Below are 25,623 nucleotides of genomic sequence, written 5' to 3'. Positions count from 1 at the left end.
TTCAGTGGCCGTTTTTTCGTCGGGGTTCCAGACACCACCGCCCGAGAGAACCTTCCGTTATCGATTTGGAAGAATCGTCCTTGCGGTTAGACGGCCTGACCACAGGCCACGCCGGATGCCCAGGCCCACTGGAAGTTGAAGCCTCCCAACTGACCGGTGACATCCAGGACTTCTCCAATGAAAAAGAGCTGCGGAATGGCGTTGACGGCGAACGTCTTCGACGACACCGCATCGGTGTCTACGCCACCCATGGTGACTTCCGCCGTTCGCCACCCTTCCGTGCCTGCTGGCTTGAATTGCCACGCTTCCAGCCCTTGTGCCAGCGCCTCGATATCGGCATTGGAGAGTTCTGCCAGCGGTTTGTCCTTCCATCCCTGCCATTCGATCAGCGCCTGAGCGAGCCGCTTGGGCAACACCTCGCCCAGCCAGGTGCCAAGACGCCGGCGAGGCGAACCTTGACGCAGTGCGCTCAAGGTTTCGGCCACCGGGGTCGCCGGCAGCCAATCGATCGCTACCGTCATCCCCGGCTGCCAGTGGCTCGATGCCTGCAGCATTGCCGGCCCTGATACCCCGCGATGGGTAAACAGTAGCGGCTCTCGGTAGAGACCCTCGCCGCAGCGGGCCTCTACCGGACATGAAAGCCCAGCAAGGGTGGCGAGCGATGTCTTCCACTGCGATGTCACCGTGAACGGCACCAGGGCCGCGCGCGTCTCGGTCACTGCCAGACCGAATTGACGAGCCACGTCGTAACCGAAACCACTGGCCCCCAACGTCGGGATCGATAGACCGCCGGATGCGACGACGACTGCGCCAGCGTCCACCATGCGGCCATCGATCTCAAGGCGCATGCCGTCGCCGCAACGCTCGACCCTGCCAACCGATGTGGAGAGAGACACTTCCACACCGGCCCACTCGCACTCCGTCATCAGGACAGCGACGATATCCTTGGCCGAATGCGCGCAAAACAGCTGCCCGGGCGCCTTTTCGACGTACTCGATCCCGTGACGTTCGATCAACTCGACGAAATGCTGCGGTGTATAACGTTTCAGCGCCGAGATGGAAAAGTGCGGATTGCGCGAAAAAAAGTGTGCCGAGGTGGTCGCAAGATTGGTGAAATTACAGCGTCCGCCGCCGGACATCAGGATTTTCTTGCCAGCCTTGCTGGCATGATCGACGACCCTTACCCGCAGGCCGCGATAGCCCGCGGTCAGCGCACACATCAAGCCGGCAGCGCCAGCCCCGACGATCACGACGTCGTAGGTTTTCATCTCCACACCGACCTTGGCTTGCTGAGTGGGCGAGCATTCTAACAGAGCCGTTTTTCGACACTGCCTTTTCATTTGACGGGCGTTAGGGTACTAACGAGGAGCGAAACTTCACAGCGCTCGGTCGCGTCTCTTCGAGTTGCAATACAGCCTAGACATCGGCCCTATATGACAATGATACCCGCGGCTCTCTCGACGGCCTTCCGTTCTCGCCTGAGCGCTTTCTCGCCAACCACACTCCTGGGCCTGACAACCGCTGCCGTGCTGCTGTTCAGTCCAGTGTACGCAGAAGCCCAGACCGAATCCCCGATTGCCGTGATCGGCGCAACGGTCAGCGCTTCGACCTGGCAGGACCCGGTCGAGGCATTGGGCACATTGAGGGCGGATGAGAGCGTCACCCTCTCCTCGACGCTAACCGCCACCGTCAGCGCGTTCAACTTCGAGGATGGTGATCGCGTCGAAGCTGGCCAATGGCTGGTTCAGCTCGATGACGACCAAGTGCAGGCCGAATTGCGAGCCGCCCAGGCACTTCTCGGACAGCGTCAGAGCGCCCTCCGCCGCGCCCAGCAACTGCAGGACCGCAACCTGGGGATTCGCGCCACGCTCGAGGACAATGCCGCGCAGGTTCGTCAGAGCGAGGCCGAAATCGATGCCATTCGAGCCCAGTTGGCGGACCATCGTCTGCAGGCGCCGTTCGCTGGCACGGTTGGCCTGCGCAACATCAGCGTCGGCGCGTTGGTCACTCCCGGGACGGATCTGGTTACGCTCGACAAGCTCGATACCATGAAGCTCGACTTCACCGTACCGGCAACGCTGCTATCGGTATTGCACCGAGGACTCACGCTCAGCGCCACGACCCCCAGTTACCCCAAGGCGATCTTTCGCGCCAAGGTCACTACGCTCGGCACGCGGATCGATCCCGTCTCTCGTAGCCTGGTGGTTCGCGCCGACCTGCCCAATCCGGATGGACGGCTGTTGCCGGGCATGCTGATGGAGGTCAAGCTCCATCAGCCCGCGCGGCAAGCCTTGACGATACCCGAGAGCGCGCTGGTTCCGGATGGCGAGCGCCAGACCGTGTGGCTGATCGAGGCGGGCCAGCCGGCTCACGTCACTCGCCGCGAGGTCGTTACCGGTGAGCGCCGAGAAGGCGAAGTCGAGATCATCGACGGTCTGGAGAGCGGCCAACGCATCGTTACCCACGGCACCCTCAAGGTCCGCGAGGATGACCCCATCGAACTGATCGCCACCGATGTCGGGGCAGGCGACATCGAAGACGTGCTGGAACGCCAGCACCGCGCCTCTCGATCTCAGACCTCCGAATCACTGATCTCCGAATCCCAGACCTCCGAATCAGAGTCCCTTGAATCAGAGTCCCTCGAATCGCAGGCCAACGACTGATGCGAATTTCGGATCTTTCGATTCGCCGTCCGGTCTTCGCAACGGTCGTCTCGCTGCTGCTGATCGCGTTTGGTCTGCTGGCCATGGAGCGACTGCCGCTACAGGAATATCCGGCGATCGACCCGCCGATCGTCAGTATTGAAACGAACTATCCGGGTGCCTCCGCCAGCGTCGTGGAGACTCGCATCACCCAGTTGCTCGAGGACCGCATCGCCGGTATCGAAGGCATCGTCTCGATCGAATCCAGCAGCGCTGACGGCGAATCGGAAATCGACGTCGAGTTCTCGCTGAATCGCGACATCGACGGTGCGGCCAACGATATCCGCGATCGCATCTCATCGGTGGCCGACAACTTGCCTGATCAGGCCGAGCCGCCCGAGATCGAGAAAAGCGACAGTAGCGACGACGTCATCATCTGGCTATCGCTCTCCGGCGAGGGCTACACCATTCCGGAGCTCACCGATTACGCCAACCGTTATCTCGTCGATCGATTTTCGACCCAGAACGGCGTGGCGCGGGTACGCTTGAGCGGCGGCAAGGAGTACGCGATGCGCGTGTGGCTCGACCGCAACGCCCTCGCCGCTCGTCAGTTGACCGTCGACGATGTTGCCGACGCGCTGGAGAATGAGAACGTCGAACTGCCGGCCGGTTTCCTCGAATCCCGTGACCGCCAATTCACGTTGCGCATTCCGCGCAGCTTTACCACCGCTGCCGATTTCCGGAATCTGGTGGTTGCCCGAGGCACAGACGGTTATCTGGTCCGGCTGTCGGATGTCGCCCGCGTCGAAGTCGGCTCGGTCGAGGAGCGCTCGTTATACCGCGGCAATGAAGTTCCGATGGTCGGCCTCGGCATGATCAAGCAGTCCACCGCCAGCGTGCTGGAGGTCGCCAACGGGACCAAGTCGGAAATGGCCAGACTGCAGTCGACGCTGCCCGACGGCATGCAGCTGTCGCTCAATTTCGATTCTTCGGTGTTCGTCTCTGGCGCGCTGCACGAAGTCGTGTCGACACTGTTCATCGCCATGGCGCTCGTCGTCATCGTAATCTTTCTGTTTCTAGGCAATGTGCGCACCACCCTGGTGCCCGCGGTGACGGTGCCCATTTCCCTGATCGGCACCTTCATCTTTCTGGCGCTGTTCGGATTCACTCTCAATCTGCTAACGCTGCTGGCACTGGTGCTGTCGATCGGACTAGTAGTCGACGATGCCATCGTCGTCATCGAGAACGTCCATAGACGCATGATGACCCACGGCGAGACACCGCTGGTTGCTGCCTACCGAGGCACGCGCCAGATCGGTTTTGCCGTCATCGCCACCACGCTGGTGTTGATCACCGTCTTCATTCCGCTGAGCCTGCTCCCGGGCGACATCGGCCGCCTGTTCTCGGAGTTCGCGCTGACGCTCGCCGCCGCCGTTGGTCTTTCGTGTCTGGTCGCGCTGTCGCTGGCGCCGATGCTGTGTTCGAAGCTGCTCAGCCCGAGAATGCACGAGAGTCGTATCAGTCGCGGCGTGCACTGGCTGCTGGATCGCTCGCAATCCATTTATCGGCACTGCTTACGCTGGGCGCTACGCTGCCGCTGGATCGTGATCGGACTGTTTGCGCTGGTGCTGTTACTGACGGCCTGGCTGTTCCAGCAGCTGCCCAACGAATACACGCCCAGGGAAGACCGTGGCAACTTCTTCGTGCTGATCGAGGGGCCGCCAGGTGCCACCTTCCGTTACATGCAGGATTACTACGATGAGATCGAAGCCCGCTTGATGACGCTGGTCGATGCCGGTGATATCAAGCAGGTCTCGGTTCGCGGGCCGCGCGGATTCGGCAATGTCGAGAATTTCAACGACGGCATGGCGATCGTAACTCTCAATGACTGGGGCGCGCGGCGTTCCGCCTGGGACATCATGACCGATGTCAGACACAAGCTTTCCGACCTGCCCGGGGTCACCGCCACCCCGGTCATGCGTCAGGGCTTTGGTGGCCGGGTCGAGAAGCCGATCCAGTTCGTCATTGGCGGCAGCACCTATGAACAGCTGGTCGACTGGCGTGACCGTCTACTGACACGTATTCGCGATGACGGAAGCATCGGCCTCGAGGCGGTAGACAGCGACTACAAGGAAACCCAGCCTCAGCTGCGTATCCAGATCGACTACAACCGTGCCGCCGCTCTCGGCGTGACCGTCAGCACCATTGGCAATACGCTTGAGACCCTGTTCGGAGGGCGCAACGTCACCACCTACGTCGATAACGGCGAAGAGTACGATGTCATTGTCGAAGGCGAGCATGACCGCCAGCGTGCACCCAACACGCTGGATAACGTACAGGTACGCTCGGCCGTCAGCGGTGAATTGATTCCGCTGGCGAGCCTGGTGTCGGTATCGGAGTTCGCCGGTGCCAGCGAGCTCAATCGTTTCAATCGCATGCGCGCCATCACGATCGAGGCCAATCTAGGGGATGGCGTCGCGATCGGTGACGCACTCGACTATCTCCGGCAGATCGCCAGCGAGGAGCTCCCCAGTGAAGCGGTCGTCGACTACAAGGGGCCTTCACGCGATTACCGGGAAGCCAGCGGCGCAACCACGTTTCTGCTAATCCTGGGTGTCGTTGTGGTGTTCCTGGTTCTCGCCGCCCAGTTCGAGAGTTTCGTCCACCCCCTGGTGATCATGTTCACCGTGCCGTTGGCGATCAGTGGCGCGCTTCTGGGGCTCTGGGCCAGTGGACAATCGCTCAACATTTACAGTCAGGTCGGACTGGTCATGCTGGTTGGACTGGCAGCCAAGAATGGCATTCTGATCGTCGAATTCGCCAATCAATTGCGAGATGAGGGTCTAGCCTTTGCCGACGCCCTGGTCGAGGCCGCGGTAACTCGACTCAGACCGATTCTGATGACGACCGTCACGACCATGGCCGGCGCCGTTCCCTTGATCCTGGCATTCGGACCCGGCGCTGAATCGCGCATCGTGATTGGCACCGTCATTTTTTGCGGCGTTGCCGCGGCCACCCTACTCACGCTATTCATCGTGCCGGTGGCCTACGACCTGCTGGCACGACGTACCGGATCTCCCGGTGACGTAGGCCGGCGGTTGGAAAGCGAAATGCAGCGCGACGACGTGGTGAGAAGCCGCCCTAGCGACTGATGGAATTGCGACTACACTAATTCGACGGCGCTGTTGCAAGGCACGTGAGTGCGATGAATGCTGTTGCAAAAACCGCGGAGAGATCGTTTCATCGAGCCGGAGGAGTGAACATGAGTCTATTCCATCGTGACGACAAGACAGCCGGAGAAAGCCGTATCGATGAAGATATGGCGGTGGCCGCCGAGCGCGCCCCCCATCTGGGAGACGATCCCATTCGTGAGGAACCCGATCTGACTTCGGGGCCGGATCCCCGGGAATCGAGGTTAGATCCTCTGGAAGAGAGCATCGACGAGCCGCCGTCCCATGCAGCGGTCTATCTTGCGCATGACGGTTGGAGTGAACGTTCCCGCCGACGACTGGATGATCAGATCAATGACACTTGCGAAAGTTGTGATGAGTTCGTAAAACGCAAACCTTGGCAGAGCGTGGGCATCGCCGCACTGGGCGGCGCTCTTCTGACGCTGTTACTCACTCGGCGCTGATGCCACTTCTTTAACTACTGGCCGGTCGTTACCGGCCATTCACCACTGACCAACGATTAAGGATGATCCCATGAGCCGCAATTACCGGGAAGATACCCGCCGTCATTATCAAGATGCCAAGCGCCGCGGGCGCCAGAGTCTCGACCGGGCTCGCCATCGTGCCGACGACGTCAGCCACGAACTGGCTGAACATGCCGAAGAAGCGTGGCGCGATACCGATGACTACGTGCATCGTAATGCCTGGAGCAGCATGGGCGTTGCCGCACTGGCAGGATTTGCCATCGGTTTTCTCGCCGGCCGACGCTGAGTTTCCGGCCGTTCAACGGCCGAACGGCAAGACAGCATGACCTCTGACGGCTCCGTGGCACCCCTTCGTGGCGACCATGGAGCCGTCGGGGGTTATGAGCGATGCCTAGGCGTTCCCTCGCCTACCCCCTGCCGCTCGGTTCTTCTCGTCAGTCTCTGGAATAATATCTGCAAGGACTCCGAGGCCTTACGCTTCAACGAGAGCTCGGGTCACACCTTCCGCGATTTCGCGCTTCTGTTCGACGCTGCGTGGGAACTGCCGAATCGTCACCACAAGCATCGTCGGGCTCTTTCCATGGTTGAACACGATCTATTCTGACGAGCCATCCGACTGCTCGGAGAGTGCTTCACGCAAATGGCGCAGCGACTCGGCATCGCTGCTGTCCGGCCATAGCCACAGGCGTTGCCCGGAAAGATCGAGCGCCGACAGCAGTGGACCCAGGCGTACCCACTGGCATCTCTCTGATTGCCAGACCCGGCCGTCGGGAGAGCTTTCCCATACCGCGTGTCCATTGGCCTGCCCGCGTCGAAGATAGCGGCGTCGCGGCAGAGCGAGATAATGGCGATAGCCAAGCCCGGCCGCAGTCAGCGCCACCACGGCAGCGATTCGATAGTCGAGCCACCATCCCGCGTAGCTCGCCAGAACCAGCCCCAGCAGAACCTGGACGGCCAGCGATAGCCTAGAGCGCCTGATGACGACTACGGTCGACGGTTTCGGCATGTTCGACGATCATCTTGACGAGGCGGCGCATATCCGGGTCCAGCGGCCATTCGCGCCGCATCAACCAGGTAAACAGATCCTGATCTTCATTGGCCAGCAACTCTCGATAGAGCACCTGATCTCGAGCTGGCAAATGATCATACCGGTCCTCGAGAAATGGCATCAGCAGCAGATCGAGCTCCCACATGCCACGCCGGGAATGCCAGTACAGTCGTCTGCGCGTCACATCTTCGTTGTCCGACATGAATTTTCCTCGATCGAGTGTGTTGCACAGCATTATACCCAAGCGGATTCTCCGCCACTATCAGCAAACCGGTGCCGAACGGCTAATGCGTTGTTTTCTCAAAAGTTGCGAAGTATGCTGAAGCGACAATAATAGATGTCGGACGTCCGTTATGCCGTCCGCCACCGCTAGGCAGAGGCTTCACGGAGAATGTCGATGACCAAGTCTGAATTGATCGAACAGATTGCCGCACGCCGGCCCGAGCTATCGGCCAAAGAAGTGGAATCCGCGGTGCGTGTCATTCTTGACGACATCACCAGTGCGCTCGCCGATGGCGGACGCGTCGAGATTCGTGGATTCGGCAGTTTTTCATTGCATTTTCGCGAGCCGCGCACCGGACGAAATCCCAAGACCGGCGATGCCGTGGACCTCGACGGCAAATATGTCCCGCACTTCAAGCCGGGCAAGGAATTACGCGAACAGGTCAACGCCAGCCGTGCGCTCGGCTACTGATCTCCCCAGTCACTGCAGCCGTCGTCTCATCGAAGGCTGCCACCGCGGGATCGATTGGCGGCGAAAGCTGCCAGCGGTGTGTCACCAGGAATTGCTATGCGCTGGCTCAAAGGCGTCATTCTCGCCATCATTCTGATCGTCGTGCTGCTGCTCGGCATTCTATTTGCGGTCAACAACCAGCAACCGCTGCCGTTGGATCTGATCTGGGTTCAGCTGCCACCGGCGTCACTGTCGCTGTGGCTTCTGGTGGCTCTCGCCTGCGGCGTAATTCTCGGCATGCTCGCCATGACCGGCATGTACCTGCGTCTGCGCACCCTGTTGACCCGCGCTCAACGTCACAATCAGCAACAACGAAAGGAACTCGATCGTCTGCGGACGCAGGAGTTCAAGGAAAGCACCTGAATGAGCGATGTACTGCTGCTAGCGTTGCTGGTGGCAGCCATCGCCATCGGCTGGTTGCTGGGGCGTTGGGAATCGGGGCGCTTTCGCGCCCCGCCTCAACCGCCGCGCGGGTCTCTGCCGAGAGATTATTTCGTCGGCCTCAATTACCTGCTCAACGAGCAACCCGATCGGGCGATCGAGACCTTCACGCAAGCGCTCGAGGTCAACAGCGATACGGTCGAAACGCATATCGCGCTGGGTAATCTCTATCGCTCGCGTGGAGAAGCCGATCGCGCCGTTCGCATTCATCAGAACCTCCTCGCCCGCCCAGCGTTGACCCCCTCCCAAAGCGGTCAGGTACAGCTGGAACTTTCCCGCGACTTTCTCAATCTCGGCTTGCTGGATCGCGCCGAGCGTCTGTTGTTGTCGCTGCAGAAAAGCCACGTCGAGGATGCGCAGAAGCTTGCGGCCAAAAGGTTGCTGGTCGATCTATTCGAGCGCGAGAAGGAATGGGCACAGGCACTGGAAACCGCCCAGCCCCAACTGGTTCGTCAGGATGCCGATATTCGGCGGGCCGCCGCACACTGGCATTGCGAGCTGGCTCATCGGCATCGCTGCGATAACAGCTCGTCACTTGCCCGCAAGGCGCTGAGACAGGCGCTACAGACTGACGAACGCTGCATCCGCGCCAACTGGATGCTGGGACAAATCGAGTGGGATATCGGCCATTACCGCGATGCGACGCGATTCTGGCAACGTGTGCCGGAACAGGATCCGGGGTTTACCGCCATCGTATTGGAGCCGTTACGGGACGCCTATCGGTTACTCGATGACGACAATGGCTGGTGGCAATTTCTGGAGAAGCAGCTGCAACACAATCCACAGACCACGCTCGTGATGATGGCCGCGGACACGCTGAGACACCGCCAGGGCACGGAGGTCGCCTGCGCGTTCGTCAGCGAGCAGCTTCGCGAGCATCCCAGCCTGCGCGGGGTCGACTATCTGATGGATCTCTATCTGGACGACAGCGACCCCGAAGAACGCGATCGCCTGGAACTGCTCAAGCAACACACCCGCCAGCTATTGAGCATTCGGCCCCGGCATCGTTGCCAGCGCTGCGGCTTCGGCGCAGAGCAACTGCACTGGCAGTGCCCGCGCTGTCGCAGCTGGGGTACCTGCAAACCGGTCACCGGGCTGGAAGGCGAGTAGACCTGATCCGGTGGCTACTCGAGTGCAGTCAAGTGTCGAGCGTCAGCGAGCGCTCGATACTCGTCAGCGCCGCCATCGGATCACTTGCCTGTGTCACCGCTCTACCGATGACCAGATGCGTACTGCCGGCCGCCATCGCTGCTTCGGGTGTCATCACGCGTCGCTGATCCCCTGGATCGGCCGCTGCGGGACGAATTCCCGGTGTCACCTTGAGAAAATTTTCCCCGCACAGCTCCCGTAACCGGGCACTTTCACGCGCCGAGCAGACCACGCCGTCCAACCCACTCTCCTGGGACAACCTCGCCAGTCGTTCGACCTGACTCAACGCACTGCCCTGCACGCCCGTCTCCCCGAGTTCCTCATCGGACATGCTGGTCAGCACCGTGACCGCAATAAGGTGGGTCTTCAGCCCTCGCTGCATCAGACGCTCGACGCTGGCCTCCATCATGCGACGGCCACCGGATGCGTGCACATTGACCATCCACACCCCCTGGTCCGCCGCCGCCTCGACTGCGCCCGCCACAGTATTGGGAATATCGTGAAACTTCAGATCCAGAAAGACTTCGAAGCCACGTCGGTGCATGGCTTCGATGGCCGCCGGACCTACCCGAGTGAACAACTCCTTGCCAATCTTGACGCGGCAACGGGCCGGATCGAGCGCATCGGTCAGCTGCAACGCTGAGGGTAGATCCGCGTAGTCGAGCGCGATGATGAGCGGCGATTCCGTAGCGGGCATGAATGATCTCCGACAGTCGATTTCGTGCCGGAGTATACCGAATGCTAAGCGTTCGCGGGTGCCGAAGGCGCGGGAATGCATCTTTGTGGACTCCCGTGTAGGAGGTGGCTTACGCCAATCTCCGATTTTTCCCTATCAACCCTCGCTCAGCGTCGTCGATAAAAACTAGTGATGGTCGGCCAAGAACAACACCGATCTCACCCATCTCTTTTCGAGGGAACACCAATATGAAGACATTGATTCACGCCGCACTGCTATCGCTTCTCAGCTTCTGCGCGCTTCCGGCGCTGGCGCAGGACACACCGGTCAATATCAATCAAGCCTCGGTGGAAACACTGACGACGCTACCGGGTATCGGCGAGGTAAAGGCGCAGGCCATCGTCGATGATCGCGAGTCCAACGGCGACTACAAGACGCTCGAAGACCTTACTCGGGTCGACGGCATCGGCGAAACCACGGTGACCAACCTCGCTGACAGCGCGACGCTCTAATTCTTCACCGGTATCGCTACCCCGGGGCCAAGAGCGGCTCCGGGTCAATCAAGCTTGCAATCCTATCGATCGTCTCCATCTTGACTCATCAAGCAGCGTCAACGACGGAGATATCATGCCCCTGCTTTTGCTCTTTGCGCTTCTGGCCATCGCCGACTTCGCCATACTGTTTTCGGTCGGCGCCAAGATTGGCCTGCTGGCAAGCGTGCTATGGATCGTCGTCAGCGCCGCATTCGGCATCCATCTCATCCGCCGCGAGAGCCTGCTGACCCTTCAGCGCGCGCGTGAACGCTTAGCGATCGGGGAAATCCCCTCGGACGAACTCATGGCAGGCGCCTCTTTCGTTTTCGCCGGCCTTCTGCTGATGGCCCCCGGTTTTCTCTCGGACGTAATTGGACTACTGTGCCTGCTTCCGGGCAGCGGCCAGTTATGGCGGCGCTGGTCAGGCCGTAGCTCGCGCCGCGCCGGCGCTAACGGCAATGAAATACCCGGCGACTGGAGCACTCATCAACACCGAACCGAAAGTACCACCGATGACGGCAAACGTCAGGATTCCACCCCGCTCATCGAGGGTGACTATCTGGACAAAGATGACCCGGGCCCAGACCCCCGTCAGCGATAATTTTTTTCACCTGCCCCTTGAAACCGGTCATCCAGACCCAATCAAGGCAGCAGCGATAGCTTTAGGCCATCAGGCCCATTAACCGGAAGGCCAAGCCTTCGCCCCTTGAGTCTGACTCATGCGGGAATGTGCATTTGCAACATGCAACCATTAGGAGAATGTGAGCAATGAAAATCCGTCCCTTGCACGATCGCGTCATCGTACGTCGCAAAGAAGAAGAGCAGAAAACTGCCGGCGGCATCGTGCTTCCGGGCAGCGCCCAGGAAAAGCCGACGCGTGGTGAAGTCCTGGCAGTGGGCAACGGCCGCATCCTCGAGAGCGGCGAAGTGCGCGCGCTGGACGTCAAAGTCGGCGATACCGTGATTTTCAAGGAAGGTTTCGGCGTCGAAAAGCAGAAAGTCGACGGTGAAGAAGTCTTGATCATGAGCGAAAACGACATCCTGGCCGTCGTCGAAGACTGATTGGCCTGACCAACGCTCGACGATTCATCACGATTTCACGCATTACATTAGGAAGATCGAACAATGGCAGCTAAACAAGTCAAGTTCTCCGATGATGCTCGCAAGCGCATGGCGCGCGGCGTCAACGTTCTCGCAGACGCCGTCAAGGCGACACTGGGGCCGAAGGGTCGCAATGTCGTGCTGGAAAAATCCTTCGGTTCACCGACCGTCACCAAAGACGGTGTTTCCGTTGCCAAGGAAATCGAACTGAAAGATCGGTTCGAGAACATGGGCGCCCAGATGGTCAAGGAAGTCGCCTCCAAGACTTCCGACGCCGCCGGTGATGGCACCACCACCGCTACCGTTCTGGCCCAGTCCATCGTCAACGAAGGCCTGAAAGGCGTCGCTGCCGGCATGAACCCGATGGACCTCAAGCGCGGCATCGACAAGGCCGTCATTGAAGCCGTCAAGCACATCCAGGCACTTTCCGTGCCGTGCACCGACGCCAAGGCGATCGCCCAGGTTGGCACTATCTCCGCCAACGGTGACGCACGTATCGGTGAGATCATCGCCGAAGCGATGGAAAAGGTCGGTAAGGAAGGCGTCATCACCGTCGATGAAGGTCGCGGCTTCGAAGACGAGCTGGAAGTCGTCGAAGGCATGCAGTTCGATCGCGGTTATCTCTCGCCGTACTTCGTGACCAATCAGGACACCATGGCGGTCGAACTCGAAGACCCGTACCTGCTACTGGTCGACAAAAAGGTCGCTAACATTCGCGAACTGTTGCCGGTTCTCGAAGCCGTCGCGAAATCGGGCAAGCCGCTGGCGATCATCGCTGAAGACATTGAAGGCGAAGCGCTGGCGACACTGGTCGTCAACAACATGCGCGGCATCGTCAAGGTCGCGGCAGCCAAGGCACCGGGCTTCGGCGATCGTCGCAAGGCCATGCTGCAGGATATCGCCATCCTGTCAGGCGGCACCGTGATCTCCGAGGAAGTCGGTCTGAGCCTCGAGCAGGCCAATCTCGATCACCTGGGCAGCGCCAAGCGCATTACCATGTCCAAGGAAAACACCACCATCATCGATGGTGCTGGCGTCGAATCCGATATCGAAGCACGTGTCGCGCAGATCCGTGCCCAGATCGAGGAAACGTCCTCTGACTACGATCGCGAGAAGCTGCAGGAACGCGTTGCCAAGCTGGCCGGCGGCGTTGCGGTCATCCGTGTCGGCGCGGCGACAGAATTCGAGATGAAAGAGAAGAAGGCTCGTGTCGAAGACGCGCTGCACTCGACTCGTGCTGCTGTCGAAGAAGGTGTGGTACCTGGTGGCGGCACCGCCATGGTTCGTGTCCTGACCATGATCCAGGGTCTGACCGGCGACAACGAAGACCAGACTCACGGTATTGCTATCGCCCTGCGCGCAATGGAATCTCCGCTGCGCCAGATCGTGACCAACGCCGGTGAAGAAGCTTCTGTCGTCGTCAATCGTGTCAAGGACGGCGAAGGCAACTTCGGCTACAACGCTCAGACCGGCGAGTACGGCGATCTGTTCGAAATGGGCGTCCTCGATCCGGCCAAGGTAACACGTACTGCGCTGCAGTCCGCGGCTTCCGTTGCCGGCCTGATGATCACCACCGAAGCCATGGTTGCCGAAGATCCGGAAGACGCCCCGGCTGGTGGCGGCGGTCCGGACATGGGCGGCATGGGTGGTATGGGCGGCATGATGTAAGAAGACGAAGTCTTCCACGACTTGCTGTCTGATTGGGCCTAGGCCCATCGTGGTCACCGACTCCGAAGAGCCGGTGACCACAAGTTAGTATCGCTGGAAACCCGATATTCGAGTTCAGACGACTCGGGTATCGGGTTTTCGCATTTCCCCTTATACTCTTTCGCTTACCGATCTCCTTGCCAGACCGAGCCCTTATCGACTCGCGACCCTTCCAACTCCCGATCCTTGCCGCCGACAGTCGTCCCTTCCTCATGACCTGCAAGGGAATGCTTGAAGACCTCTTCTCGCCTCTTCTCGTCCTTCTATTTCCCGTTTTGAACCTGACAGACCTTCAATAACGACAGGTAGGAAAATCAAATGCATAACTCATATCGAGAGCCTCTCTAGAACCTGCGCTTCTAAATTTTCTCTTCTGTACCTTAGCTCCCGATACAAGTATTACTGAGTTTTCTCGACAACCTCGCCTTGACTCTCCTGGCGCCGCTACCGGCTAAACCGTGCGCACAATCAGATGTATTACATATTATGTAATGTCCAACATCGATAGCGGCGATCGCTTACATGCATCTAAGTGTTGAGCTAATGCGTATCTCCTTGAACGACAGTAAATTCAAAGCCAATGTGCTGCGTTGGGGGCTGCAACATGTCTAGTCGCTACTTCGTTCGAACGGTCAATCCCCATTCATTGAATGAGCACTTCGTGGTCGCCGACTACCATCAGGATGGCGCCTGCATCAATGCCTATTTCAACCTGCGGGCCGCGCAGGATGAAGCCAGATGGCTAAATCGCCATCACCATCGTCAGCAGCTCAAAGAGGCGCCATACTGCCACCTTAGCGACTGGAGGCCGCTGACAACGCCTGCTCCTCAGATCGAGCCGATGGCTCCCGAAAATGTTGCCGTCGGCCCGGTCTCGATTTTTGGCAACTCGGCGGACCTTCGCGAAACCGGCAGCAGGCATCATGACACCAGAGCGTCGCAGGAAAGGCCGCAAAGTGCCTTACAAAATCTCATGCACCGTCGACTGGTCGAATAGAGGCTCCGCTTTATCGGCTGATGGACACGAATAACGCCAAGGTCCCGTAGACACACGTCTCTACAGACCTAAGAAAAATTAAATTTTCAGCGCTTTCCGCCGTTTAACTATCAGTACGCATTGGTTTCATTGTGTAACTTGAGTATTGATAGGGCAGAGAAAGGGAAGGCAATGAGAATGACCGCGAGGGACCGAGCAGAACCTCTCATCAAAAAAGGCATCAGCCCCGAGAAAAAAAGCCTGGCGTATCTGGCTCAGCTACACGATATGCCGCTGGGAACTCTCAAGACACGAGTAAAGAAATTGGTCGATCAGGGCATCGACAGAGAAAAAGCCATTCGCCTCGCTCTCGTCAACCCGATAGGCCCTCAAGGCCGTCCCCGGCAGAGATAACACTGCGACTGCCGGGTTAAAGAGACGCCTCTCGTACCGACGGCGCCTTTTCAACGTGACCAGCCTTGTCTTAGTGGCTGCCACCTTGGGTTTCGTCACCGGGAAGTGTCTTTTCGAACTTGTCCGCGATCTCCTCCTTGACGAAATCGTCTTCGCGCTTTTGCATGTCGCTGGTGAAGTCCGATCTCTTACCGACGACTGCACCGCAGGAAGTACAGCGCACTACCTGATTCTGTGTATCGCCGTTTGTCACATCCAGACTCTCCTGACCACATTTGGGGCATTTGGCGTGGGCTTCTGTCATCGGGCATTCCTCCTCCTGAGTCGTCCTTCTCAGCGTAGTGGATCTATCGCGAATACGCGCTGCAACCACCATTCGCGGTAGTCAGCCGCTTGCGTCACATCCTCCGCCCCGGAATGCTTACGCGACCGTTTGCTGGTCGACTTGTGTGCAATAGAAGGCCATGCCGTTAGTGGCTACAGTCAGCGTTCCAACACTCCGCACCGAAGGGCTGACGACATGGCCACAACCGACGAAAAGCTGGATGCAATCCTGCTGATGCAGGCCGAAATTCTCGGGCGCCTTGAGGCGATGGGTGTCTACCGTGCTGTGGTGACGGACGAGGATCCGCGAGTGGCCGCTTTGCAGGCGCTAGGCGGTACCTCAATGGATCGACCGGCAGCCCGCGTCCGCGCCGAAATCGACGGCATCGTCGAAAAGGCGGCTCATTGGGGGAGACATTCTTACTGAGTGCGCTTGATCGAATTTCGCTTCCCATCGTTTGCAACCGGATGGGCTATGCCGCAATAGAGGCGGTCGACGCCATCGCTTTTGCGGCACTCTCGGGTCCGTGGCTCAAGCCTGGCGAGCAAGATGCCCGCAAGCGGACGGCATTCTATCTGGTCGCGCTTCATTGAACCTTTCATGTATGGCTGAAATCTAGCCATACATTAGGCCATACAGGGCGGTCGCTGCTCACTAATCATGGATGGACATATGTAAACAGGAAACCGCAGGAATGGGGTACTAGCGGAGATTTGGCGTATCGATCGGGACGCACTTGGGCGAGCTATTGGAGCGGGTGAAGGGAATCGAACCCTCGTCTTAAGCTTGGGAAGCTTCTGCTCTACCATTGAGCTACACCCGCAATGGTTTTGATAGTAAATCCAACGACTTAGACTTGCAAGCTCTTCCGCTTTCACGCCATCATTCACACGACTTCTTTCTCGCCAGCCAAATAGGGGCCTGAAAAATACCGTTCCAGACAAGAAAGAGCCCGGCCATCAAGCGGCCGGGCTCTCAATCAGCATGTGCCTAACCTGCTGACGGCTGCGGTCAGATGTTACCCGCTTCCATGGCACCGTATTCCCTACGGAAGTTCCTGTCGCTGTCCATGCGTCAAAATCATTCCAACAGCCATTGATTAATTATTTCAAAAAATGATGTCTATTTGATGTCATCATTTCAGGTAAACTAACTTACCATTAATATCATGCCACCTACCCTGTCGATCTTGACTCAGTTTGCACCGATTCAGACACCATTAAAGCCAACCCAGATTAACTAAGAAGCGGGTATTTAGTAGCAAATTGTAATTTTTATTAGAGCGAGATTCTGCACGGTCGCAGAACAGTAGAGCCAGTCCTGTAAATGACTAGCTATCTAATATGAGGCAAAAAAATCCCCGACCGAAATCGGGGAACCAAGGATCTACAACGAACGAAAATTTTAGTGTCTAAAAACGGAATTGGGTAGGCCACTTGATCCTATTTTCCTGTAGGAAATTGGCTCTATCTGCGAAAGGACACCGCAGATAATGAATTTAAACAAACCACTATTCATATAACTGTTTTGGCTTCTTCCCTTCCTTTTGCAAAATCAGACGACATCCCTTACCCGCTCCCACGCATGCTCGAGGTGAGCACTCAACGCGGCAACCAGCGCCGACGCATCGCGTCGCTCCAGCGCTCGAATCATCGCCTCGTGCTCTGCTACTGCCGCGGCCCACTTCTCCTTCCCTTCATGTCCAATGAAGCGCACACGCTTTAATTTCGACTGTAACGATGCATGAACCTGAATCAGAGACTCGTTGTGGCTTAACGCCACAATGGCGGAGTGAATACGTTGGTTGGTCTTGTAGTAGTCGAGGCGATTCCCCTCCCGGTAGTAAACCAGCATCTCATTGTGAAGCTGTCGTACCTCCGAAATTTCTTCATCGCTCCCCTCCTCGCAGGCCAGTCGTCCCGCCAGTTCCTCGAGCGTGCGAATCAGTACCAGCATGTCCTGAATATCCTTGGCTGAAAACTGGCGGACCGACGCGCCGCGCTGAGGCGTCAGGTCGACCAGCCCCTCGCTCGCCAGATAGCGAAGCGCTTCCCGTAGCGGCGTTCGCGATACCCCAAGGCGTTCACAGAGTGGACCTTCGTAGATGCGCTTACCCGGCTCGAGCTCACCTTCAATGATCATGTCTCGGAGGTGGCTGGTAATCGCATCATGAAGCGAATGCCGAGTAATCGCGGAACGAGGCGATGACGCGGCGGACGTGGCTGATTTCTTCATGAATGTGGGACCGGTTATTGAATGTGGCGCGTTAATGTATCGATTCAGCTTCCAGGCGCTCAAGGCTACGCACCAAGGCGAATGGTGTGTCGCCATCATACTTCGCCCCGGGGACCCTCGCCTCAATACCAACGTATAATGTATACATTTTGAATTTGAGCGCAATCTCCTCCCAAGCGAGTACTTCCTCCGAAGTGCTACCCAACGACGAGGAGACCTCATGACTCTTTTCCCATCACGTCACGACGCGTCCGAGCGGCCGATCATTGCCCTGGCCATGGGCGATCCTGCCGGCATCAGCGCCGAATTGACGGCAAAACTGGCGGCAGACGACGCCGTCAATCGCGCCGCAAGACTGATCATCATCGGTGACCGCCGAATTTTCGACGACGGCGCCCAGGTCGCCGGTGTTGCGCCTGTGCTTCAGGCCGCCCATGACGGCGACGCACTTTCGAACGCCGATTCACCGGCGTTTCTGGATCTTGGCCATCTGGCGTTGGAAGACGTCGACCGAGGCAAGGCCACACCGGCCGGCGGTGAATTCGCCTCGACCAATTTCCGTCGAGCGCTCGCACTGGCCCATGAAGGCCAGGTGGACGCAGTTTGCTTTACCCCGTTCAACAAGAAAGCCATGCGCTACGCCAACCCTGGCTACGACGACGAAATCCGATTCGTGGCCGACGCCATCAGCTTCGATGGCAAGGCACGGGAATTCAACATTCTGGAATCGGTGTGGAACGCTCGCGTGACCTCACACATTCCTCTGAAGGACGTCGCCGCCGCGCTGACGCCAGAATCGATCATCGATGAACTGACGCTGACGCACCACTGCCTGCAGCAAGCCGGGCATGATCATCCGCGTATCGCCGTTGCTGGCCTCAATCCCCACGCCGGTGACGGCGGCAGCTTCGGCATGGAAGAGATCGATATCATCGAACCGGCGATCCAGCGTGCGCGCGAACAGGGAATGGATGTGGAAGGCCCGTTCCCTGCCGACACCGTTTTCCTGCGTGCCGTGAAAGAAGGTTTTCATGCGGTGCTGACCATGTATCACGACCAGGGTCAGATCGCGATGAAAATGATGGGATTCGATAGCGGCGTGACGATGCTCGGCGGCCTGCCTTTCCCCGTCTGCACGCCGGCTCATGGGACGGCCTACGACATCGCCGGCCGCGGCATCGCCGATCTCGGCGCCTCGCGTCAGGCTTTGCTGTTGGCAGCACGCATGGCAAGCCGAGCCCGTCAGGCAAAGGCTGATTGAAGTTTCATCGTGGCCGGTGCAGGCCGGCACGCTGAAAGGTAGTGACTCGTAAGACTCACCCATGGATCACAAGTGTCTTTCACAAAAGCAATAACGCAAGAAACGACAGGAGAAACGCCATGTACAAGCTCACCTCTATTACGACAGCACAGCTCAAGCCCTTGACCCTGTTTTTCGCCGCGCTCACCGTCTCCGGTAGCGCGCTGGCCTGGCAGCCGGACCGCCCCGTCGAGTTCGTGGTGACATCCGGCGCCGGCGGCGGGACCGATACCTTCGCACGCACGGTGCAGTCGATCATCGGCAAGCATCAGTTGATGGACAAATCGATCATCGTCTCCAACAAGGGCGGTGGCAGCGGTGCCGAGGGTTACGTCTACTCGGCCTCGTCCAAGGATGACCCTTACAAGCTGACATTTGGTACCAACAACGAGTATCTGCTGCCCGAAGTCGGAGAAATGCCCTATGCCGCCGAGGACCTCCAGCCGGTCGCCTCAATGGCCATGGATGAGTTTCTGATCTGGGTCAACGGCGACGCCAAGTACGACAGTGCCAAGGATTTCATCGACGCCGCCAAGCAAAATCCCGGCAAGATGCAGTTCGCCGGCAGCCAGTCCAAGGATACCGATCAGACACTGGTCAGCATGATCGAGGAAGCGACCGATACTGATTTCCGCTACGTGCCCTTCAACGGCGGTAGCCAGGCACTGGTTCAACTGGCCGGCGGCCACGTCGACGCCAACGTCAACAACCCCAATGAAAACCTTGGCCAGTGGCAAGCCGGTATGGTCAAACCGCTATGTGTATTCAGCCCGGAACAGTTGCCCAAAGGCGAACCCGTCTACGAGGGCAAAGGCTGGGGTGATATCCCCACCTGCCAATCTCAGGGCATCGACATCAGCGAATACCGCATGCCGAGAACCGTCTGGCTGCCCGCGGGAGCGCCAGAGGAAGCGGTGACTTATTACCAGGATCTGTTGAAGAAAGTGAGTGAAACTCCGGAATGGAAGGATTACGTCACCCGCACGGTACAGACCAGCCAGTTCCTTAGCGGCGATGACCTCGAGCAGTACATCGACGACAACGCCAGCACCGTCAAGAAAGTGTTCGAGCAGGAAGGCTGGAGCGCTTCCTGAGTCGATGCCGCGGTTTGATTGGTTGACGTCGCAGGGCAGCCTCGCGCTGCCCTTCTTTTCCAGAGGGGGACAGCATGACCCACAACGGCATTTCCCGTTACAGCATGGAGATCGCCACCGCGTTACTGACAGGTGGTATCGGCGTGGCGATCTGCTACGGCGCCTGGCAGGTCGGCACCGGATGGACGCCCAGCGGACCGGACTCAGGCTACTTCCCGTTCTGGATCGGCGTACTGGTCGTCGCCGGCAGCCTAATCAATCTGCTGCGCACGATCATCGGCCACCGCCACAAGGACGAAGTCTTCCTGGATGCGGCCCGGCTCCGATCACTGGCCCGGTTCACGCTGCCGATCATCGGCTTTGCCGTGATCTCCCTGCTGCTGGGGCTCTACGTCGGCACGACGCTCTACGTATTTTTCGCCATGCGTCTGCAGGGCCACTACGCCTGGTGGAAATCGCTCGCCAGCGGTATCGCCATCAGCGTCTGTTTCTATCTGCTGTTCGAGCTCGTGTTCCAGGTGCCGCTGCTGAAAGGCCCGCTGGAACACGCCCTCGGCATCTATTAAGCGCCCGTCTTCAGGGGATCGCACCATGAATAATCTCTCGCTGCTGATGGACGGCTTCGCCACCATCCTCACCTGGAATCACCTCATGATCATGGTGATCGGCGTGATGCTGGGCATGCTGGTCGGCGTACTGCCAGGCCTTGGCGCCCCCAACGGCGTTTCGTTGCTGCTGCCGCTGACTTTCACCATGGACCCGGTATCGGCCATCATCCTGTTGAGCTGCATGTACTGGGGGGCGCTGTTCGGCGGCTCCACCACTTCGATTCTGTTCAACATTCCGGGGGAACCTTCATCGGTCGCCACGACGTTCGATGGCTATCCGATGGCGCGCAACGGTGAAGCAACCCGCGCTCTGACGCTGGCTTTCATGTCCGCCGGTCTCGGCGCCCTCGCCGGCGTGGTGATGATCACTCTGCTGGCCAACTGGGTCGCTCAGTTCGGCCTCAAGTTCTCGTCACCGGAATACTTTGCCGTCTACTTCCTGGCGTTCTGCAGCTTCATCGGCATGAGTTCCAGCGCGCCTTCGAAGACGCTGGTCTCGATGATGCTGGGCCTGGCCTTCGCCACCGTAGGCATGGATAGCGTCTCCGGTGGCCTGCGCCTGACTTTCGGCATCCCCGATCTGGTCAAGGGCATCAGCTTCCTGGTCGCGGTCATGGGTCTTTTCGGCATCGCCGAACTGATGGTGACGACCGAGGAAGGCCTGAGCTTCAACGGCATCAAGAGCCGGATTCGCATCATGGATATTCTGCGCACCGTGGCCGAACTGCCACGCTACTGGGTTTCGCTGGTCCGCAGCATTCTGATCGGGATCTGGATGGGCATCACCCCGGCCGGCCCGACAGCCGCCTCGTTCATGAGTCACGGCATCGCCAAGCGCTTCTCCAAGCATCCCGAGCGCTTCGGCAAGGGCGAACCCAACGGTATCGTCTCGCCGGAAGCCGCGGATCATTCCGCCGGCACCTCCGCGCTGCTGCCGATGCTGGCGCTTGGCGTACCCGGGTCCGCGACCGCCGCGGTCATGATGGGCGGGCTGATGATCTGGGGCCTCACGCCGGGGCCGATGCTGTTCATCACCCGTCCGGATTTCGTCTGGGGCCTGATCGCCAGCATGTATCTGGGCAACGTGGTCGCGGTTATTCTGGTACTGGCGACGGTGCCGCTCTACGCCTCGATCCTGCGGGTACCCTTTGCCATCATCGGCCCGGTCATCGTCGCGGTGATCTTTACCGGTGTGTACCAGGTCGCCAACTCGACCTTCGACTTCTGGCTGCTGTTGTTCTTCGCCCTGCTCGGCTATCTGTTCAAGAAGCTCGACTACCCTGTTGCCCCGCTGGTTCTGACCATGGTGCTCGGTCATCGCGCCGAGGAAGCCTTCCGGCAGTCGATGGTAATGTCCGACGGCTCGTTGACCATCTTCTGGTCCAACTCGCTGGTCACCACGATCATGGGGCTGGGTGCGCTGATGCTGGTATGGCCATTGATCTCCAAGGTGACCGGGCTGCGCGGCTGGCGCCAACGGCTGCATCGCCAGAAACCCGAGAATCACAAGTCTTCCACGCCCGATTCTCGAGCCTGAGTCTCGGCCCCGTCCCATTCAAGGAAAACGCCCATGCACCTTTCCCACTATCTCGAGGGCGGCGAGCCCATCCGCTGCTGCGTGATCGGCGCCGGTGGGTTCGGTCGCAGTTTCGTGGTCCACGCTCGCCACCTGGCGAGCATCGAGGCCCGGATCGTGCTCGACCTTGACCCCGATCTCGCCGCCAAGGCGTTGATCGATGCAGGCGTGGAGCCGGGGCGAATTCGCCATTGCCGAACGCCCGCAGAAGCCAAACGAGCCTGGGATAGGGGCGACTGGATCGTCAGCGATCGACTAGAGGCCGTGGTCGAGCTGCCACTGGACGTGGTGATCGAAGCCACCGGTCATCCCGAAGCCGGCGCCCGCCACGCCGCCCTCGCGATAGAGGCCGGGCACCATGTCGCGTTGGTCACCAAGGAGGTCGACAGTGTGGTCGGCCCTGGGCTCGCGGCCATGGCCCGCAAGCGCGGCTGCGTCATCAGTCCGGTGGACGGCGATCAGCCGGCGCTGGCAATCGGTCTGGTCAGTTGGGCCGAGACGGTGGGGCTGGAAATTCTGGCTGCCGGGAAATCGAGCGAATACGACTTCGTCTTCGACCCCGCCACCGAGACAATGACCAGCAATGGACGTCGCGTCGCGGTGCCCGGCTTCGGGGAACGCTGGGACATGCCCGCGGGACTGGACAGCGAGGGACATCATCGGTGGGTGGCAGATCGCGCCCGAATCGCTGGCGCGCTACCCCAGCATGCGGTGCCGGACCTTTGCGAGATGTCGATCGTCGCCAACGCCACCGGCGTGCTGCCGGACCGCCCCGCGCTGCATTACCCCATCGCGCGAGTCAGCGAAATTGCCGAGCTATTCGTACCGGCTGCCCAAGGTGGGCTGTTGACGCGAACGCCCGCGCTGGAGGTATTTCACTGTCTGCGTCGCCCCGATGAATTCAGTCTCGCGGGCGGCGTGTTCGTGGTCGTACGGGGTCATGATCGGGCCAGCTGGCAGATGCTGGCCGAGAAAGGTCATCTGGTCAGCCGGCGCGGCGACAGCGCGATGCTCCCGCTACCGCGTCACCTGCTCGGGCTCGAAGCCGCCACCACATTATTGGAAATGGTACGCCGCGGCGTCCCCAGCAGCGTCAGTCAGCCCAGGCCGGATGTCGATCTGATCGCGATGGCCGAATCGGATCTTGCCGAGGGCACCACGCTTACCGCCCACGGCCATCATCACAGCATCGACAATGTATCTTCGGCACTGGTACCGGCCAATCCGCTCGGCGACGATGCACCGCTACCCTACTATCTCGCCGCCAATCGGGTGCTGATGCGCCCGGTCAGGGCCGGCGAGCCGATTCGCCTGCGCGATGTCGCGATCGACCAAAGCTCATATCTGTGGAAGTTGCGTCAGACTCAGGACGCACTGTTCTTCGCCTCCGCCATGACTCCGACTCACGCCGCTACCGAGACATCGAAATGACCTCTGACCTTACCGATTGGCCAATCGCCGCCGCCATGCTGCCTTTCTCCAACCGGCTGCCGGATGGCTCTCCGCTTCAGGAAGCGAGCGCCGAGCAGTGGCAGCCGCTGTTCCAGGAGATCGCCGAAGCCGGTTTCGACCGCGTCGATCTATCCGACAACTGCTTTCGCCCCGGAGACCTGTCGACCGATCGACTGGACACGCTCGCCAGCGTCATCAAATCGGCACGTCTTGTACCCAGCTCCATATCGGTGGTGCGCTCGAGCGTAATCGACGAACGCCATGGCGACGACCATCTCGCTTACAGCCATCGATCGCTGGACGCCGCGGCCAGGCTCGGCATCGGTACCGTTTCGATCGGTCTACACCGGCCGCTGACAGAGACTCAGCAGCGTCAACTCTGGTTCTGGACGGCCGAAGGTCACCGCGACGACGCCGAAGATCGGGCCCAGTGGCAAAAGGCGGTGACGCGTATCCGTGAACTGGGCCAGCATGCCGCCGAACTCGGTATCGTGCTGTCGCTGGAGATGTACGAGGACACCTATCTTGGCAGCGCCGATTCGGCCGTCGCCATGATCGAGGAGATCGGCCTCGATTCGGTGGGATTGAATCCGGATATCGGCAACTTGATTCGCCTGCACCGGCCGGTGGAGCCATGGCTCGACGCCTTTCGCAAGGTGCTGCCGTGGTCGAACTTCTGGCATGCCAAGAACTACATGCGCGACGAGGATACCGAGCGCGGCCACTATGTCGCCTTTCCTGCTCCGATGGAGAGCGGCCTGATCAATTACCGGCAGGCGATGAAGCTGGCCGTCGAGGCCGGCTTCCGCGGCGTGATCTGCCTGGAGCATTACGGTGGCGATGGCCTCAGCGTCTGCGCCGCCAATCAACGCTACTTACGCGAACGCGTCCTCCCCGCCTGTCGCCACGTCACACCGGGCGCCAGCCGGGTCAGGCAACGACCCCGAAGCTGAACCGCGAAGGCGATCAGGGCCGTCATGCGATTGGCTCTGGATCAAAACCAGTAGTCGATGACACAGCGCCCGTCGCGAGGCGGATTCTCGAACGTGTCGAGGCCGTCGAAGCGATCGATGGGGACATTAGCCACGTCGTCGGGTTCCGCCAGTCGAAGGTTGACGGCCATGCGCCGTCGGCCATCCGACCCCAAAAATGTCGCCCGCCAATAAGCGACGCAACCGCAGTTGGGACAGAAGTGGAACGCGATGCGGTGTCCCCGTTGATAGGCTTGGGTCCCGCCGGCGACCGTGATGCCATCATTCTCGTGTGCGTAAGCCCAAAGTACGCCATATCGCCGGCAGACAGTGCAGTTACAGATGGTCGCCCTCTCCGGCTGGCCGGAAAAACACCAGGTTACTGCGCCGCAATGGCAGCCGCCCTGAATCACCTTGGAAGACATTGTCAATACACACCTCATCGTTGCCGGCGGAAAGGGATCGAACCAACATTATAGCCCTCTCGTAGCACGACATTCCGGAGGTAGTCCCCACTGCCTAGGTGAGATAAATCAATCTCAGGTCGCGATTTCATGCGTCCGACAAACCGCTATGATCAGAATTGGCATCAACAACAAGACATCAAGATCAAGGCATGTGCAGCGAGGCGTCATGAACGTTACCCACCTGGAGCACGCCATCATCGCCCTGAGTTTCCAATGTCTACTGTGGCCATTGGTCGGCCGCTGGGTCGGCGGATCGCTGATCGTCGCGGTGTTTCTGGGGCGCGAAATTGCCCAGCATGAATACGCGGGCGGCGGCCCCAATGCGGTGAGCTATTTTTACGGGCTTTTCCACCACTGGTCACTGGATTCGAGCCTTGACGTACTTTCGCCCGCTGCAGTCTGCGCCGTGTTTGCGATGCTTGTTCCCGGCAGCCCGCTATGGCGCAAGCTCAGGTCGGTGCGTGGAGCCTCCATAAGTCGTCGAACGAATTCACCCACTGACAGTCAATCATAAGAATAT

Annotated in this window: 28 protein-coding genes, 1 tRNA gene and 1 pseudogene; 20 read left to right on the top strand and 10 right to left on the bottom strand. The window is 59.4% G+C overall.

Features of this window, described 5'->3' with window-relative positions:
* Window positions 1–86 precede the first annotated feature (86 nt).
* On the bottom strand, window positions 87–1,268 hold the full coding sequence (locus tag DOM27_RS09370) for a BaiN/RdsA family NAD(P)/FAD-dependent oxidoreductase (protein ID WP_110655746.1): 1,182 nt from the start codon (window positions 1,266–1,268) through the stop codon (window positions 87–89).
* Window positions 1,269–1,433: 165 nt separating this feature from the next.
* On the opposite strand from DOM27_RS09370, the gene DOM27_RS09365 reads away from it, so the two are divergent.
* The 4 genes from DOM27_RS09365 to DOM27_RS09350 all read left to right on the top strand — a co-directional run bounded on the left by DOM27_RS09365 (window position 1,434) and on the right by DOM27_RS09350 (window position 6,583).
* Window positions 1,434–2,663 (top strand): efflux RND transporter periplasmic adaptor subunit, encoded by a 1,230-nt coding sequence (locus DOM27_RS09365; RefSeq protein ID WP_245392658.1) that lies wholly within the window; start codon window positions 1,434–1,436, stop codon window positions 2,661–2,663.
* Window positions 2,663–5,794 carry an efflux RND transporter permease subunit gene (locus DOM27_RS09360; RefSeq protein WP_110655745.1) on the top strand — a complete coding sequence of 1,044 codons (3,132 nt, stop codon included), beginning with the start codon at window positions 2,663–2,665 and terminating at the stop codon, window positions 5,792–5,794. The genes DOM27_RS09365 and DOM27_RS09360 overlap by 1 nt, the downstream gene beginning before the upstream one ends.
* 110 nt (window positions 5,795–5,904) lie before the next feature.
* Window positions 5,905–6,276, top strand: a complete 372-nt coding sequence (locus tag DOM27_RS09355; protein ID WP_110655744.1) for a glycine zipper domain-containing protein — start codon at window positions 5,905–5,907, stop codon at window positions 6,274–6,276.
* Window positions 6,277–6,346: 70 nt separating this feature from the next.
* A complete protein-coding gene (locus DOM27_RS09350) occupies window positions 6,347–6,583 on the top strand; it encodes an ElaB/YgaM/YqjD family protein (protein ID WP_075561809.1) in 237 nt (78 codons plus the stop codon).
* Between the two features lie 186 nt (window positions 6,584–6,769).
* Here DOM27_RS09350 and DOM27_RS18285 read toward each other — a convergent pair whose 3' ends face one another.
* The 3 genes from DOM27_RS18285 to DOM27_RS09335 are packed head-to-tail and all read right to left on the bottom strand — an operon-like array spanning window position 6,770 to window position 7,547.
* Entirely contained in the window at window positions 6,770–6,862 is a 93-nt protein-coding gene (locus DOM27_RS18285) for a tautomerase family protein (protein ID WP_110655743.1), read from the bottom strand.
* Between the two features lie 30 nt (window positions 6,863–6,892).
* Complete coding sequence (locus DOM27_RS09340) at window positions 6,893–7,303, bottom strand: protein YgfX (protein ID WP_110655742.1); 411 nt, start codon at window positions 7,301–7,303, stop codon at window positions 6,893–6,895.
* Complete coding sequence (locus tag DOM27_RS09335; protein ID WP_110655741.1) at window positions 7,263–7,547, bottom strand: FAD assembly factor SdhE; 285 nt, start codon at window positions 7,545–7,547, stop codon at window positions 7,263–7,265. Before DOM27_RS09335 ends, DOM27_RS09340 begins: the two co-directional genes overlap by 41 nt.
* Window positions 7,548–7,736: 189 nt before the next feature.
* On the opposite strand from DOM27_RS09335, the gene DOM27_RS09330 reads away from it, so the two are divergent.
* The 3 genes from DOM27_RS09330 (at window position 7,737) to lapB (ending at window position 9,629) form a co-directional block, all read left to right on the top strand.
* Window positions 7,737–8,039 (top strand): integration host factor subunit beta, encoded by a 303-nt coding sequence (locus tag DOM27_RS09330; RefSeq protein WP_342588609.1) that lies wholly within the window; start codon window positions 7,737–7,739, stop codon window positions 8,037–8,039.
* A gap of 96 nt (window positions 8,040–8,135) precedes the next feature.
* Entirely contained in the window at window positions 8,136–8,441 is a 306-nt protein-coding gene (locus DOM27_RS09325) for a LapA family protein (RefSeq protein ID WP_110602835.1), read from the top strand.
* The gene (gene lapB / locus DOM27_RS09320) at window positions 8,442–9,629 is read left to right on the top strand and encodes a lipopolysaccharide assembly protein LapB (protein WP_110655740.1); all 1,188 of its coding nucleotides are present in this window, start codon (window positions 8,442–8,444) and stop codon (window positions 9,627–9,629) included. It abuts the gene before it with no gap.
* 28 nt (window positions 9,630–9,657) lie between these two features.
* Here the strand turns inward: lapB and pyrF are convergent, their stop codons facing one another.
* Window positions 9,658–10,365 (bottom strand): orotidine-5'-phosphate decarboxylase, encoded by a 708-nt coding sequence (pyrF, locus tag DOM27_RS09315; protein WP_110655739.1) that lies wholly within the window; start codon window positions 10,363–10,365, stop codon window positions 9,658–9,660.
* Between the two features lie 227 nt (window positions 10,366–10,592).
* Between pyrF and DOM27_RS09310 the strand changes: the two genes are divergently transcribed.
* From DOM27_RS09310 to DOM27_RS09290, 5 genes are all read left to right on the top strand, one after another.
* The gene (locus DOM27_RS09310) at window positions 10,593–10,856 is read left to right on the top strand and encodes a ComEA family DNA-binding protein (protein ID WP_110655738.1); all 264 of its coding nucleotides are present in this window, start codon (window positions 10,593–10,595) and stop codon (window positions 10,854–10,856) included.
* 115 nt (window positions 10,857–10,971) lie between these two features.
* Window positions 10,972–11,478 (top strand): FxsA family protein, encoded by a 507-nt coding sequence (locus DOM27_RS09305; protein WP_110655737.1) that lies wholly within the window; start codon window positions 10,972–10,974, stop codon window positions 11,476–11,478.
* A gap of 167 nt (window positions 11,479–11,645) precedes the next feature.
* A complete protein-coding gene (locus DOM27_RS09300; protein WP_110655736.1) occupies window positions 11,646–11,939 on the top strand; it encodes a co-chaperone GroES in 294 nt (97 codons plus the stop codon).
* 63 nt (window positions 11,940–12,002) lie between these two features.
* Window positions 12,003–13,646: a chaperonin GroEL gene (groL, locus tag DOM27_RS09295; protein WP_110655735.1), complete on the top strand. Its 1,644-nt coding sequence runs from the start codon at window positions 12,003–12,005 to the stop codon at window positions 13,644–13,646.
* A gap of 643 nt (window positions 13,647–14,289) precedes the next feature.
* The gene (locus DOM27_RS09290) at window positions 14,290–14,682 is read left to right on the top strand and encodes a hypothetical protein (RefSeq protein WP_157956741.1); all 393 of its coding nucleotides are present in this window, start codon (window positions 14,290–14,292) and stop codon (window positions 14,680–14,682) included.
* A 463-nt stretch (window positions 14,683–15,145) separates the two neighbouring features.
* On the opposite strand, the gene DOM27_RS09280 is transcribed toward DOM27_RS09290, so the two are convergent.
* Window positions 15,146–15,379, bottom strand: a complete 234-nt coding sequence (locus DOM27_RS09280) for a hypothetical protein (RefSeq protein ID WP_110655732.1) — start codon at window positions 15,377–15,379, stop codon at window positions 15,146–15,148.
* 216 nt (window positions 15,380–15,595) lie between these two features.
* Between DOM27_RS09280 and DOM27_RS09275 the strand changes: the two genes are divergently transcribed.
* The gene (locus DOM27_RS09275) at window positions 15,596–15,826 is read left to right on the top strand and encodes a hypothetical protein (RefSeq protein ID WP_110655731.1); all 231 of its coding nucleotides are present in this window, start codon (window positions 15,596–15,598) and stop codon (window positions 15,824–15,826) included.
* 323 nt (window positions 15,827–16,149) lie between these two features.
* Here the strand turns inward: DOM27_RS09275 and DOM27_RS09270 are convergent.
* Window positions 16,150–16,223: transfer RNA gene (locus DOM27_RS09270), tRNA-Gly, on the bottom strand.
* Between the two features lie 731 nt (window positions 16,224–16,954).
* Window positions 16,955–17,635 (bottom strand): GntR family transcriptional regulator, encoded by a 681-nt coding sequence (locus tag DOM27_RS09265; protein WP_110655730.1) that lies wholly within the window; start codon window positions 17,633–17,635, stop codon window positions 16,955–16,957.
* Between the two features lie 220 nt (window positions 17,636–17,855).
* On the opposite strand from DOM27_RS09265, the gene DOM27_RS09260 reads away from it, so the two are divergent.
* The 6 genes from DOM27_RS09260 to DOM27_RS09235 all read left to right on the top strand — a co-directional run bounded on the left by DOM27_RS09260 (window position 17,856) and on the right by DOM27_RS09235 (window position 24,618).
* Window positions 17,856–18,896 (top strand): 4-hydroxythreonine-4-phosphate dehydrogenase PdxA, encoded by a 1,041-nt coding sequence (locus DOM27_RS09260; protein ID WP_110655729.1) that lies wholly within the window; start codon window positions 17,856–17,858, stop codon window positions 18,894–18,896.
* A gap of 119 nt (window positions 18,897–19,015) precedes the next feature.
* A complete protein-coding gene (locus DOM27_RS09255) occupies window positions 19,016–20,029 on the top strand; it encodes a Bug family tripartite tricarboxylate transporter substrate binding protein (RefSeq protein WP_110655728.1) in 1,014 nt (337 codons plus the stop codon).
* A 74-nt stretch (window positions 20,030–20,103) separates the two neighbouring features.
* Complete coding sequence (locus DOM27_RS09250; protein ID WP_110655727.1) at window positions 20,104–20,595, top strand: tripartite tricarboxylate transporter TctB family protein; 492 nt, start codon at window positions 20,104–20,106, stop codon at window positions 20,593–20,595.
* Between the two features lie 25 nt (window positions 20,596–20,620).
* Complete coding sequence (locus DOM27_RS09245; RefSeq protein WP_110655726.1) at window positions 20,621–22,174, top strand: tripartite tricarboxylate transporter permease; 1,554 nt, start codon at window positions 20,621–20,623, stop codon at window positions 22,172–22,174.
* A gap of 33 nt (window positions 22,175–22,207) precedes the next feature.
* On the top strand, window positions 22,208–23,644 hold the full coding sequence (locus DOM27_RS09240; protein WP_110655725.1) for an NAD(P)H-dependent oxidoreductase: 1,437 nt from the start codon (window positions 22,208–22,210) through the stop codon (window positions 23,642–23,644).
* Window positions 23,641–24,618, top strand: coding sequence for a sugar phosphate isomerase/epimerase family protein (locus DOM27_RS09235; RefSeq protein WP_110655724.1), 978 nt, complete (start codon window positions 23,641–23,643; stop codon window positions 24,616–24,618). Before DOM27_RS09240 ends, DOM27_RS09235 begins: the two co-directional genes overlap by 4 nt.
* Window positions 24,619–24,659: 41 nt before the next feature.
* Here the strand turns inward: DOM27_RS09235 and DOM27_RS18190 are convergent, their stop codons facing one another.
* Both DOM27_RS18190 and DOM27_RS18280 read right to left on the bottom strand, forming a co-directional pair.
* Window positions 24,660–24,788 (bottom strand): hypothetical protein, encoded by a 129-nt coding sequence (locus tag DOM27_RS18190; protein WP_280952136.1) that lies wholly within the window; start codon window positions 24,786–24,788, stop codon window positions 24,660–24,662.
* Between the two features lie 42 nt (window positions 24,789–24,830).
* A pseudogene (locus DOM27_RS18280) lies at window positions 24,831–25,061 on the bottom strand (GFA family protein); the annotation flags it as partial.
* Window positions 25,062–25,209: 148 nt separating this feature from the next.
* Here DOM27_RS18280 and DOM27_RS09225 point away from each other — a divergent pair.
* Window positions 25,210–25,617, top strand: a complete 408-nt coding sequence (locus DOM27_RS09225) for a hypothetical protein (RefSeq protein ID WP_245392657.1) — start codon at window positions 25,210–25,212, stop codon at window positions 25,615–25,617.
* Window positions 25,618–25,623: the final 6 nt, after the last annotated feature.

This window comes from Salinicola halimionae (assembly GCF_003206065.1).
GTDB classification, from domain to species: Bacteria; Pseudomonadota; Gammaproteobacteria; order Pseudomonadales; family Halomonadaceae; genus Salinicola; species Salinicola halimionae.
This window is presented reverse-complemented; position numbering and strand designations above follow the sequence as displayed.